The sequence below is a fragment of the Brevibacterium ihuae genome (genome assembly GCF_900184225.1).
Classification (GTDB): domain Bacteria; phylum Actinomycetota; class Actinomycetes; order Actinomycetales; family Brevibacteriaceae; genus Brevibacterium; species Brevibacterium ihuae.
This window is the reverse complement of record NZ_FXWZ01000003.1, coordinates 1,447,996-1,460,523: the sequence shown is the minus strand read 5'-3', so window position 1 is coordinate 1,460,523 and position 12,528 is coordinate 1,447,996. Positions and strand designations below refer to the sequence as shown.

Annotated in this window: 10 protein-coding genes; 6 read left to right on the top strand and 4 right to left on the bottom strand. The window is 72.1% G+C overall.

The features are described from left to right. Positions 1–96: 96 nt before the first annotated feature. A complete protein-coding gene (locus C1A17_RS11810; RefSeq protein ID WP_101653159.1) occupies positions 97–471 on the bottom strand; it encodes an SdpI family protein in 375 nt (124 codons plus the stop codon). Further along, positions 468–2,849: a S9 family peptidase gene (locus tag C1A17_RS11805; RefSeq protein ID WP_101653158.1), complete on the bottom strand. Its 2,382-nt coding sequence runs from the start codon at positions 2,847–2,849 to the stop codon at positions 468–470. Before C1A17_RS11805 ends, C1A17_RS11810 begins: the two co-directional genes overlap by 4 nt. A 98-nt stretch (positions 2,850–2,947) precedes the next feature. Between C1A17_RS11805 and C1A17_RS11800 the strand changes: the two genes are divergently transcribed. Further along, positions 2,948–3,130, top strand: a complete 183-nt coding sequence (locus C1A17_RS11800) for a hypothetical protein (protein WP_101653157.1) — start codon at positions 2,948–2,950, stop codon at positions 3,128–3,130. Positions 3,131–3,225: 95 nt separating this feature from the next. Here C1A17_RS11800 and C1A17_RS11795 read toward each other — a convergent pair whose 3' ends face one another. Further along, positions 3,226–3,888 carry a GntR family transcriptional regulator gene (locus C1A17_RS11795; RefSeq protein ID WP_101653156.1) on the bottom strand — a complete coding sequence of 221 codons (663 nt, stop codon included), beginning with the start codon at positions 3,886–3,888 and terminating at the stop codon, positions 3,226–3,228. A gap of 126 nt (positions 3,889–4,014) precedes the next feature. On the opposite strand from C1A17_RS11795, the gene C1A17_RS11790 reads away from it, so the two are divergent. The 5 genes from C1A17_RS11790 (at position 4,015) to C1A17_RS11770 (ending at position 11,274) form a co-directional block, all read left to right on the top strand. Next, positions 4,015–5,232 (top strand): sarcosine oxidase subunit beta family protein, encoded by a 1,218-nt coding sequence (locus tag C1A17_RS11790; protein ID WP_101653155.1) that lies wholly within the window; start codon positions 4,015–4,017, stop codon positions 5,230–5,232. Positions 5,233–5,260: 28 nt separating this feature from the next. Beyond that, positions 5,261–5,704 carry a sarcosine oxidase subunit delta gene (locus tag C1A17_RS11785; RefSeq protein WP_101653154.1) on the top strand — a complete coding sequence of 148 codons (444 nt, stop codon included), beginning with the start codon at positions 5,261–5,263 and terminating at the stop codon, positions 5,702–5,704. Next, entirely contained in the window at positions 5,701–8,670 is a 2,970-nt protein-coding gene (locus C1A17_RS11780) for a 2Fe-2S iron-sulfur cluster-binding protein (RefSeq protein ID WP_101653153.1), read from the top strand. The genes C1A17_RS11785 and C1A17_RS11780 overlap by 4 nt, the downstream gene beginning before the upstream one ends. Further along, positions 8,663–9,325, top strand: a complete 663-nt coding sequence (locus C1A17_RS11775; protein WP_101653152.1) for a sarcosine oxidase subunit gamma — start codon at positions 8,663–8,665, stop codon at positions 9,323–9,325. The genes C1A17_RS11780 and C1A17_RS11775 overlap by 8 nt, the downstream gene beginning before the upstream one ends. Positions 9,326–9,522: 197 nt before the next feature. Continuing rightward, complete coding sequence (locus C1A17_RS11770) at positions 9,523–11,274, top strand: DUF5979 domain-containing protein (RefSeq protein WP_101653151.1); 1,752 nt, start codon at positions 9,523–9,525, stop codon at positions 11,272–11,274. A gap of 219 nt (positions 11,275–11,493) precedes the next feature. On the opposite strand, the gene C1A17_RS11765 is transcribed toward C1A17_RS11770, so the two are convergent. Continuing rightward, positions 11,494–12,525, bottom strand: coding sequence for a glycoside hydrolase 5 family protein (locus C1A17_RS11765; RefSeq protein ID WP_101653150.1), 1,032 nt, complete (start codon positions 12,523–12,525; stop codon positions 11,494–11,496). Positions 12,526–12,528 lie beyond the last annotated feature (3 nt).

Below are 12,528 nucleotides of genomic sequence, written 5' to 3'. Positions count from 1 at the left end.
CTACTCGGCGGTTCAAAAGGCGCAACCCGGTTCGCCCGGATGTTGCAGGCCTGTGACCTCAGGAGCGATCACCGACGGCCTTCCGCAGCGGCGGACTCACCTCGCGGCGATGTGCGCGAAGATCCAGCCCATCGCGTACACGAAGACCTCGACGGCGAGCGCGACGAGCCCGATCGTCACACCGACCACGGCGCCGCCCCAGACGGTCCCGAGGATCCCGCCGAGCACCGCGATGCCGGCGACCCACGGCAGGGAGCCGACGTAGATCATCGCCGCCCGGTGCCCGAGCTGCCAGGCCTCCGGCGAGCGCAGCGTCGTCGAGGTGCGCATCCCGCCGGAGCCATCCGGACCGAGGTCGCCCCGCGCGGCGGCGCGCACAGGGCGATAGATCACGACGGCCAGCCACACCACGGCGGCGAAGAGGACGACGAGCCCGAGGAGCGGGCCGAGACCGATCCCCGCACCGTTCACGAGGCGGCCCCGTCCGCGGAACCGATCTGCGCCGTGTCACCCTTTGCCGCGTTCCCGCCTGGTTCCTCGGCGCCGGCCTCGTCCCCGTCGGACGCGCCCGCGGGACGCGGGTCCGCGCCGGCGAGACCGAGCACGTCGAGCGTCCACGCGAAGTCGAAGGCGGTCTCGCGCCACGCGTCGTAGCGTCCGGAGGCGCCGCCGTGGCCGGCGTCCATCTCCGTGCGCAGCAGCGCGTCCGCACCCACCTCACGGAGCCGGGCCACCCACTTGGCAGGCTCGACGTAGAGCACCCGGGTGTCGTTGAGCGAGGTCAGCGCGAGGATCCGGGGGTACTCCTGCTCGGTGACGTTCTCGTACGGCGAGTAGCCGCGCATGTACGCGTACACCTCGGGGTCGTGGAGCGGATCGCCCCACTCGTCCCATTCGATGACGGTGAGCGGCAGCTCGGGCATGAGGATCGAGGTGAGCGCGTCGACGAACGGCACGTGCGCACTGATCCCGGCGAAGCGATCGGGGGCCATGTTCGCGACCGCGCCCATGAGCAGCCCGCCGGCCGAGCCGCCCATTGCGACCATCCGCGCCGGTTCCGCGCGACCGGCGGCGATGAGGTGGTCGGCCACGGCGACGAAGTCGGTGAAGGTGTTCTTCTTCGTCAGCGTCCGACCCTCCTCGTACCAGCGGCGCCCCATCTCCCCGCCGCCGCGGACGTGCGCGATCGCGTACACCACCCCGCGGTCGAGGAGCGAGAGCCGCGCCACGGAGAAGTAGGGGTCCATGCTCGCCTCGTAGGAGCCGTACCCGTAGAGCACCGTGGGGGCGGGGCGGCCCTCCGGGACCGCATCGCTGCGCCACACGAGCGATACCGGGATCTCGGTGCCGTCCTCGGCGCGCGCCCAGACGAGCTCCTGCTCGTAGTCGGCGACGTCGACCCCGCCGAGCACCGGCTGCCGCTTGAGCACGGTCCGTTCGCCGGTGGCGATGTCGTGGTCGAAGACGACCGACGGCGCCACCATCGAGGTGTACCCCAGGCGCAGGCGCGGCTGGGCCCATTCGGGGTTCGCCGCGACGCCCATCGTGCCGATCGGCTCGTCGGCAGTGATCTCGACCAGCGGCGAGAACGGCGTGTGCGGCTGACCCTCGAGCGTGCGACCGTCCTCGGGGTCCGGCTCCGGTTCGCCGTCGGGTCGGGGCGAGGGGATCCGGGCACCGCGGTCGGCCTCGGCTCCGGGCCTGGAATCGCCGAAGTCCGCGATGAGCTCCTCGGGGCTCTCGTCGTGGACCTCGATGACCCCGACGCGCGCGAATCCGCCTTCCCGGTAGGACACCGCGAGGTGGGTGCGGAAGGCGTCGACGTCCTCGATCCGACGCCCCTCGACATCCGGCAGGACCTCCCGCCCCTCCGATTCCGGATCGCTCACCGGGACATCGGTGATGTCGAAGTCCGCGCGGTCCCGGTTGTGGACGATGAGGAAACGGTCCTCACCGGACACGATCGCGTGCTCGACGGAGTACTCGACGCCCTCCCGGCGCGGCCACACCGGGCGCGGGGTGCCCGTCGGGTCGAGCGCGTCGAGGAACCACCAGCCGGTGGTGATCTTCGACGCCGTGACGAAGAACAGGTAGCGCTCCGAGCGGCTCACCCCCATGCCGACGACGTACCGCTCGTCGGACTCGGAGAAGACCTGCACGTCCTCGCTCACCGGGGTCCCCACACGGTGGCGCCACACCGTGTCCGGCCGCCAGGCGTCGTCGACGGTGGTGTAGAATACGTACTCGCCGCTGACGTCGAAGCATGCGCCCGCGAAGGTGTCGGGGATCTCGTCGGGCAGGTCCTCACCGGAGGCGATGTCGCGGATCCGCAGGGTGTAGCGCTCGTCGCCCGAGGTGTCCGCCGACCACACGAGCCGGCTGCCGTCCGGGGACACGGAGTACGAGCCGAGGGAGAAGAACGGGTGCCCCTCGGCCTCGACGTTCGAGTCGAGGACCACCTGCTCGCCCGGCAGCGGCGCCCCGTCCCCGACGGCAGGGGGCGTCCAGTCTGCGGGGTCGGCGACGGGGACCCGGCAGCGCGCGGCATACGCCTTGCCCGCGGTCGTGCGGGAGAAGTACCACCAGTTCCCGCGGCGCACGGGCACGGAGAGGTCGGTCTCCTTGACCCGGGTGCGGATCTCCTCGAAGATCGCCTCCCGCAGTCCCTCGAGATGCGCTGTGCGCTCCGCGGTGTACGCGTTCTCCGCCTCGAGGTGCGCGATGACCTCCGGCGACTCCTTGTCGCGCATCCACTCGTAGTGATCGACGAAGGTGTGGCCGTGGTGCGTGCGCTCGTGCTCGACCCGCTCGGGCACAGGGGGCGAGGAGGGGTTCTGCGATTCCAACATGGTCTCAGCCTAGCGAGCGCCCCGGACCCGACCCGGGTACAGACAACTCACATTGTGGAGTGGAAGACTCGGTACCCCGACGACGAAAGGCGACAGCCATGGGAATCCTCAACCGCATCCTCAACGGAGTCTCCTCGAGCCGCCGAGGCCGTCCGACCGGCCGCCGGGGCGGAACCGGAGGCGGACTGGGCGGAATGCTCCGCCGCGCGGCCTCGAACCCGCAGAATCGCCGCAAGGCCCAGCAGTCGTTCACGAACTTCCGCAACCGCCGCCGCCGCTGAGCAGACCCCGACTCACCACCGGCCCGCCGTCACCTGTGACGGCGGGCCGGTGTCGTCGTGCCTCACGTCCACGTCATCGGCATGCGGATCGGCGCTCACAGGCTGTCCCGCACGCGCCGCTCGAAGCTGCGCACGTGCTGCCGGGCGATCCGCGCGGCACCCTCCCCGTCGCCGTCGGCGATCGCGCCGAGCAGCTCGGCGTGCTCGTGGACGTGCCCGGACAGGTGCGGCAGCCGGTCGAGGACGAGGCTCCAGATCCGCGTCGCGAGGTCGTCGAGGCGGACGAGGGTGTCGGCGAGGTGCCGATTCCCCGTCGACCGGTAGATGAAGCGATGGATCCGGAGGTCGGCGGCGAGGAGCGTCCGCCGGTCCTCCTCGTCGGCGAGCGCCGAGAGGTCATCGATGAGCCGGCGCGCCTCCGCGGCGACCTCGGGATCGGGGTTCTCCGCGGCCCGGCGGGCGGCGAGGGGCTCGAGGTGCTCGCGCACCTCGGCGATCGCGGCGAGATCGGTGATGTCGACGGCGGCTGCGAAGGTGCCGCGCCGCGGATAGCTCACCACGAGGTGGTCGGCGGCGAGCCGCTTGAGCGCCTCGCGCACCGGGGTGCGGCCGACGCCGAGCTCCGCGGCGAGCGCCGCCTCGTTCACCGGGTCCCCGGGTCGGATGTCGAGCATGATGAGCCGGTCGCGCAGCGCTTCGTAGGCCTGCTGCGCGAGTGATCGCCGGTCCGCTCCGTGCGCCGTCGCCGGTTTCGTCATCCGCGTCTCCCTCCGCTCGTACCGTTCGTGTCCGCGGGACCGTTGACACGCCCCACCACCCATCCTAGGCTGATCCCATACTGATATATCAGTTGTCGACGTCACGCCGTCCGATCGGAGCCTCTCATGGCCGACCGTCTCCCGGAGCATCCCAAGTTCCTCTGGCGCAATCCCGAGCCCCGCCCCTCCTACGATGCGATCATCATCGGCGGCGGCGGGCACGGACTCGCCACCGCCTACTACCTCGCGGTCAACCACGGGATCACCCGCACCGCGATCCTCGAGAAGGGCTGGCTCGCGGGCGGCAACATGGCGCGCAACACCGCGATCATCCGCTCGAACTACCTGTGGGACGAGTCGGCGGCGATCTACGAGCACTCCCTCAAGCTGTGGGAGGAGCTGCCCGCGGCGCTCGACTACGACTTCCTCTTCTCCCAGCGTGGGGTGATGAACCTCGCCCACACCCTCCACGACGTCCGCGAGGGTACCCGGCGGGTGGGCGCGAACGTCCTCAACGGCGTCGACGCCGAGTGGCTCGACCCGCAGCAGGTCAAGGAGCTGTGCCCGATCATCAACACCTCCCCCGACCTCCGCTACCCGGTCCTGGGCGCGACCTACCAGCCGCGCGGCGGGATCGCCAAGCACGACCACGTCGCCTGGGCGCTCGCCCGGCAGTGCGACGCGATGGGCGTCGACATCATCCAGAACTGCGAGGTCCAGGGCTTCCTCACCGAGGGCGACCGGATCACCGGGGTGGAGACGAACCGCGGGCGGATCGGCGCGGGGACTGTGGGGATGGCCGTCGCCGGCGACAGCTGGGACCTCGCGCGGCGCGCCGGCATCCGCCTGCCGATCCAGTCCCACCCCCTCCAGGCCCTCGTCTCCGAGCTGTTCGAGCCCGTCCACCCGACGGTCGTCATGTCCAACCACGTCCACGTCTACGTGTCCCAGGCGCACAAGGGCGAGCTCGTCATGGGCGCCGGCGTCGACGGCTACACCGGGTTCGGCCGCCGCGGGAGCTTCCACATCATCGAGGAGCAGCTCGCCGCCGCGGTCGAGCTGTTCCCGATCTTCGCCCGCGCGCACGTGCTCCGCACCTGGGGCGGCATCGTCGACGTCACGCTCGACGCCTCGCCGATCATCAGCCCCACCCCGCTCGAGGGCTTCTACGTCAACGCGGGGTGGGGCACCGGCGGCTTCAAGGGCACCCCGGCCTCGGGCTGGACCTTCGCCCACACCATGGCCACCGGCAGCCCCCACCCGCTCAACGCCCCCTTCACGCTCGACCGGTTCGAGACCGGCCGCCTCATCGACGAGCACGGCGCCGCCGGCGTTGCGCACTGACCCTTCCGCCGCACCCCCAGGAGTTCCCGTGCTGCTCATCGAATGCCCCTACTGCGGACCGCGCGACGAGACCGAGTTCCGCCACGGCGGACAGGCGCATGTCCCCTATCCCGCCGACCCGGACGCGCTGAGCGACCGGGAATGGGCGGAGTACCTCTTCTACCGCGATAACCCGCGCGGCACCATCGCCGAACGCTGGCTCCACACCGCCGGCTGCCGGAAATGGTTCAACAGCATCCGCGACACGGAGACCTATGCGATCTCCGCGGTGTACCCGATCGGCGCCGAACGACCCGCCGGCCCGGCCGGCGACCGTTCCGGTTCCGATCCGACACCGGACCACAGCCCCAAGGGCAGCCCGGTCGCGCAGGCGATCGCCTCCTCGGGCTCGCACGCGCGGACCGCTCCCGCCCATACCTGGCCGAGCTCGCCCGGCACCCTGCCCGCACCGGGAACGGAGGACCCGCGATGACCGGGACGACCGCCCGCGGCCCGCACCGCCTCTCCGCCGAGGCGGTGCCGCACGCCCGCATCGACCGCACTGTCGTGCTCTCCGGCGAGCTCGCCGGCCGCCCGCTCCCCGGCCACCCCGGTGACACGCTCGCGTCCGCAACCCTCGCCTCGGGGATCCTCCGCTGCGGCGATTCGCTCTACCGCGCCCGCCCGCGCGGGATCATGACCGCCGGGGTCGAGGAGCCCAATGCGCTCGTCACCGTCGCCCCGCGCCGGGACCCCGAGGTCGCCGAATCGATGCTCACCGCGACGACCGTCGAGCTCATCGACGGCCTCCGCGCCGACTGGGTGTCCGGGCAGGGCGTGCTCGACCCGAACCCGGACGGGGCCGAGTACGACCACGTCCACGTCCACACCGACGTGCTCGTCGTCGGCGCCGGTCCCGCCGGGCTCGCCGCCGCCCGGGCCGCCGCCGCATCCGGTGCGCGGGTCATCCTCGCCGACGACCAGCCCGAGGCCGGGGGCTCCCTGCTCTCGATGCGCGCGGAGCACGTCGCCGGCACACCGGCCCCGGACTGGATCGCTGCGACCGTCGCGGAGTTCGACGCCGCACCGGAGGCGACCCGCCTGCAGCGCACCTCGGTGATCGGCAGCTACGACTCGAACCACTTCGTCGCCGTCGAGAGGCGCGCCGATCACCTCGCGGGTCCGGTGCCCGCGGGCATCTCGCGCGAACGGGTGTGGCACATCCGGGCCCGGCAGGTAGTCCTCGCTACCGGAGCCCTCGAGCAGCCGCTCGTGTTCGCCGGCAACGACCGGCCGGGCGTCGTCCTCGCCGGTGCAGCCCGCACCTACCTCAACCGGTACGCGGTCGCCATCGGCCACCGGATCGTCGTGGCGACGACGAACGACTCCGCGTACGCCGCCGCCGCCGACCTCCACGCCGCCGGGGTCGAGGTCGCCGCGATCGTCGACTCCCGGCCCGAGCTCTCCCCCGCCGCGGGCGCGGTCCGCGACCGCACCGGCATCCCGGTCCACACCGGATCGGCGGTGACGAGCACCCGGGCCGACGCCGACGGCAGCCTCGCCGGCCTCACCGTGCACGCGCTCGACTCCGCGGCGCAGCCCATCGGCGCACCGCTCGACCTCACCGCCGACGCGCTCGCCGTATCCGGCGGCTGGAGCCCGGCGGTCCACCTGCACAGCCAGCGCGGCACGGTCGAGTGGAGCCCCGAGCTCGCCGCCTTCGTCCCCGCGGAGCCGGTGCCCGACCAGCACGTCGCCGGCGGGATCACCGGCGCCCACGACGTCGCCTCGGCCGCCGCCCAGGGAGCCGAGGCCGGCGCGCGCGCCGCCCGGGACGCCGGCTTCCCGGCCCCCGGGGACGCGGACGCAGCCGGCGCATCCGACCCGGCCCCGGGGGTCGCAGTTCCTGCTCCCGCCTCGGCGGTCCGTCCGCTGTGGGCGGTCCCGGCGGAGCCGACCTCGGTCCCGGTGTTCGACAACCCGGTTGCCTGGGACGACCACTACGTCGACCTCCAGCGCGACCAGACCGTCGCGGACGTCCTCCGCGCCACCGGTGCCGGGATGCGCAGCGTCGAGCACATCAAGCGCTACACCTCGATCGGCACCGCGCACGACCAGGGGCGGACGAGCGGCCTCACCGCCGCCGGGGTCATCGCCCGGGCCCTCGGCGCGGACGATCCCGGTGCCATCGGCACCACCCGGTTCCGCGCGCCGGCGGTGCCCGCCTCCTTCGCGGCGCTCGCCGGCCGCCGCCGGGGCGACCTCTTCGAACCGGCGCGCACGACCTCGATCCATCCGTGGCACGTCGACCACGGAGCGGTGTTCGAGGACGTCGGGCAGTGGAAGCGGCCGCGGTACTATCCGCAGCCCGGGGAGGACATGGACGCCGCAGTGCTCCGCGAATGCGCCGCGGTCCGCGATTCCGTGGGATTCATGGACGCCTCGACGCTGGGGAAGATCGACGTGCGCGGCACCGATGCCGCGGAGTTCCTCAACCGGATCTACACGAACGGCTACACCAAGCTCGGGATCGGCCGCGCCCGCTACGGAGTGATGTGCACTCCCGACGGGATGATCTTCGACGACGGCACGGTGTTCCGGATCGCACCGGATCACTTCGTGCTCACCACGACGACCGGCGGGGCGGCGACCGTCCTCGACTGGCTCGAGGAGTGGCTGCAGACCGAGTGGCCGGATCTCGACGTCACGTGCACCTCGGTGACCGAGCAGCTCGCCACCGTCGCCGTCGTCGGTCCGCAGTCGCGTGCGGTCGTCGGCGCGCTGGCTCCGGACCTCGACGTGTCCCGGGAGGAGTTCCGGTTCATGGACATCCGCGACACCGTGCTCGACAGCGGGATCCCCGCCCGGATCTGCCGGATCTCGTTCTCCGGAGAGCTCGCCTACGAGATCAACGTCGAGGCGTGGTACGGGCACGCGGTGTGGGAGGCGGTCGCCCGGGCCGGCGCACCCTTCGGCATCACGCCCTACGGCACCGAGACCATGCACGTGCTCCGGGCGGAGAAGGCGTTCATCATCGTCGGCCAGGACACCGACGGGACGGTCACCCCGCAGGACGCGAACATGGAGTGGATCGTGTCGACGAAGAAGCCGTTCATCGGCAGCCGGTCCTTCACCCGGGCGGACAACGTGCGCTCCGACCGCCGGCAGCTCGTGAGCATCCTGCCCGCCGACCCGGACCGGCTCGTGCCCGAGGGCTCCCAGCTCATCGGCCGCGACACCCCGCTCACCCCGGAGGCGGGTCCCGTGCCGATGGAGGGGTTCGTCACCTCGAGCTACCGCAGCGCCGCGCTCGGACGGACGTTCGGCCTCGCGCTCGTGCGCAGCGGCCGCGCGCGGATCGGCGAGACGCTCCGCGCCTTCGTCGACGGCGACCTCGTCGACGTCACCGTGGGCGACCCCGTGCTCTACGACCCGGAAGGACACCGCCGCGATGGCTGAGACCACCCCCACCCCCACCGCGTTCCCCACGGTCGAGCGCCCCCCGGTCCACCTGCGGCGCAGTCCGCTCGCCCACCTCGCCGAGGCCATGGCCGCCGGCGGCACGGACGCTCGTTTGGAAGCCCGCGCGGGCGACACCGTGCTCACCCTGCGCGAGGTGCCGTTCCTCACCATGGTCGGGCTGCGCGCGGCACCGGGGAGCGCCTCGGCCCGGGCGCTCGCCGAGGCGCTCGGCACCCGGCTGCCGGAGCGCGTCGGCGAGGTCACCGGCACCGGAGAGGCCGCCGTCCTGTGGCTCGGGCCCGACGAGCAGCTCGTCATCGCCGCCCCCGACCTCCCGCTCGGCACCCGCCTGCGCGAGGCGCTCGACGGCCTCCCGGGGGCGGCCGTCGATCTGTCGGCCAACCGCACGACGCTCGAGCTCAGCGGGCCGCGCGCCGCAGACGTCCTGCGGAAGACGGTCCGCCTCGACCTCCACCCCCGCGCGTTCCCTGCCGGCACCGCGGTCTCGACGCTCCTCGACTCGGTGCAGGTCATCCTGTGGCGCACGACGGAGCACACCTTCCGGGTTCTGCCGCGCGCCTCCTTCGCCGAGCACGTCGCCCGCGTCCTGCTCGACGGGATGCGCGAGTTCACCGCTCCGGGAGGTGCGTGACCACCATCCATCCACAAGCCGAAGCGGCTGATTGCACTTTTGCCGCGAATGCATAGACTTGATCCGTCAGACCAGACGACCGACGAGTATCGCAGCGCACAGTTGCGCCCGTGTGCTCACCGTTGAAAGCAGTCCCCATGCATACTTTTGCCCCGGTGCCTGTCCGGCGCCCGCTCCCCCTGAGAATCCTCGCGATCGTGGCCGCCCTCGCCGTTGCGGCCGGGATGTTCGCCCTCGGCGCCTCGCCCGCCCTGGCCAAGGTCCTCGACAACCCCTTCGGCAACTGGTCGGAGCGCAACGGCGATCAGAACCCGATCACCATCACCACCGACACCGGCGACCTCAAGCTCTGGGAGCGCGCGGACGTCAGGGCGAACTGGGACATGACCGGCCTCGATCCGGAGGTCGGAGACACCTTCTCGCTCACGCTGCCGCCGGAGTTCGGCATCGGCGGGGACACCTTCACCCTCACCGCACCGGGCGACGAGAACTCCGGCGACGAGCGCTACGACATCGCCACCTGCCGGGTCACTCCGCCCAGTGGCGACACCCCCGCAGTCGTCACCTGCACGCTCATCGCGGATGAGGACCACGGCGACTACTGGTCGACCCACTCCAACATCTCCGGGAGCATCGCCCTCGACGTCCAGGCACGGGAGGAGACGACGGAGAGCGAAGTCGACTTCGGAGTCGGCGACGACACGATCTCCGTCCCGCTGCCGGGCGAGGAGATCGGCCCCCCGAACGTCGGACCCAAGCCCGATGAGATCACCAAGAACGGCTGGTTCAACAACGACCGGAGCCAGGTCACCTGGCGCGTCTACATCCCCGGTGAGGCGATCGACGACTCCGCTCTCACCGTCATCGACTCCCTCCCGGAGGGTCTGAACTTCGACGGCCTCGAGGTCGTCACGTTCGAGGACACCCAGGACGGCTGGGCCGACTACATCAACGGCAATCGCGACACCCGGCTCACCGAGGGCACCGACTACACGGTGACGGAGAGCGGTCGGAACGTCACCGTCGAGATCGCGGAGCCCGATCCCACCCGGTTCTACGCCATCGAGATCTGGACGACCGTCGACCCCGGCCTCACCGTCGAACCGGGTGACCAGTTCACCAACACCGTCGACGTCAACGGCGTCCGCGACGTGTCGACCGTCGAGTACCGGACCGCCGGCTCCGGCCAGGGCCAGGGGTACCAGAACGGCTTCCGGGTGACGAAGGAGTTCGCCGGTGTCGACACCGAGACGATCGGCGACGCCGTGTTCACTGTCGAGTACTCCTACGTCCCGGGCAACCTTCCGCCGACCGAGGAGAACACCCGCGGAGGCGAGCTGATCCTGTCGGCTGAGAACGAGTGGACCGCCGGCTTCGCACCGATCCCGACCGGGACCGAAGTCACCCTGAGGGAGATCGATACGCCGACGATCCCCGGCATCACGTGGGAGGACCCGGTGTTCTCCGGCGAGGGCGTCACGGTCAACGACGACGGCTCGGCGACCTTCACCATCGTCGAGGACGCCGAGGTGGCGATCACCCTGACGAACACCGCCGCCGCCTCCACGCCGACCCCGACCCCGTCGGAGACCCCGAGCGACGTCGGAGACCCGAGCGACGCCCCGACGGTCACCCCGGTTCCGACCCCCTCGGACACGCCGAGCGATGCTCCGTCCGCGTCCCCGACCCCGTCGGACGACGCGACCAACCCCGGCGGACCGAACCCGGAGAACCCCGGCGGACCGAACCCGGAGAACCCCGAGAACCCGGAGAACCCCGGCGGACCGAACCCGGAGAACCCCGGTGGCCCCGGTGACGACGACCGCGATTCCTCGCTCCCCCGCACGGGAGCCGAGGCCACCGCAGCGCTCATCGGCATCGGTGTCCTGCTCCTCGCGATCGGTGGAGGTGCGCTCGCCGTGAGCCGCCGCACCCGCACCGAGGTCTGATCGGCGGCGCCCGCACCGCTCGGACGAGCGAGGCGGGCGCCACGACCGGAACAGGTACGACCGAGGCCCGGGATCCCCAGCGGATCCCGGGCCTCGGTCGTGTCGTGTGGTCGCGCTGCCCCGGTCGTGCGCTGCCTCGCTCGTGTCGGCCGGCACTCCCCTGCCCCGGCGGCATCCGATGAGGGCTCGGCCCCGAGCACGTCGTCCAGGGGCAGCCGCTCACTCGGAGACGGCGTCGAACACCTCGCCGGCGCCGGACTTGGGACGGCCGTCGGAGTAGAGGATGCCGAAGTCCTGCTCCGAGCTCCCGCGGTCATCGCGCAGCTGGTACACGAGGATGGCCTGCGGTCCGGCCGCGTGGAGGGCGCGCACCGCAGCGGACACCCCCGCACCCTGCTGATCCGGGGTGAAGCACTCGGGACAGGTCTGCAGGCCGACCTCGGCGATGATCACCGGTTTGTCGTAGCGCGACCGCATCTGCTCGACGAGCCCGGGCAGCCGGTCGAGCGCCTGCGGGTCGAGCTGGGGATAGGCGCTCACCGCCAGCGTGTCGAGTCCGTGGGCGGTCGCGTCGAAGAACTCCTGCCAGTAGGCACCGGTCGACCCGTCGATCGGATAGCCGCTGACGTTGGTCGTCACCTGTCCGGCGGGATCGTGCTCCCCGATGATGCGCGCGGCGGCCTCCAGCCGGTTCCCGAGATCCGCGTAGTAGGCGGGGCGCCGGCTCTCCGGGATCTCGGCGCGGGTGCGGTAGTGGAGCCCGTCGGGCTCGTTGAAGATCTGCCAGACCGTGACCTCGCCGGCGAAGGTCTGTGCGAGCCCCTCCCAGTACGCGGCCATCGAGCGGGTGTACTCCGCGTCCGACACCGGCCGCGGGTCGCCGTCGGTGCTGATGAGGTAGACCTCGAGGCCGGCGTCGCGCGCATGCCGGGCGGCGCGCACGACGGTGTCGAGGCCGCTCGGGTCGAAGCGCACCCCGTCCTCGCCGCCCCATTCGGCGACGACGACCTCGGCGCGCACGCCGAAGCGGATCCAGGTGCCCCCGCCGTCGACGATGCGATCGACATCGGCCCTGAACGCCGAGAGCGACGGATCCTCTCCCGGGGCCGCGACGGTGAACCCGGCGCCCGCCCCGGCGGCACCGGGACGGCCGTCCGCGCCCCCGGGTGCGACGCTCAGGGCTGCGAGCAGACAGGCGGCCGCGCCGAGGGCGAGTCCCCACCCCCGGCGCGCACTCCGCCCGTCCGTCATATC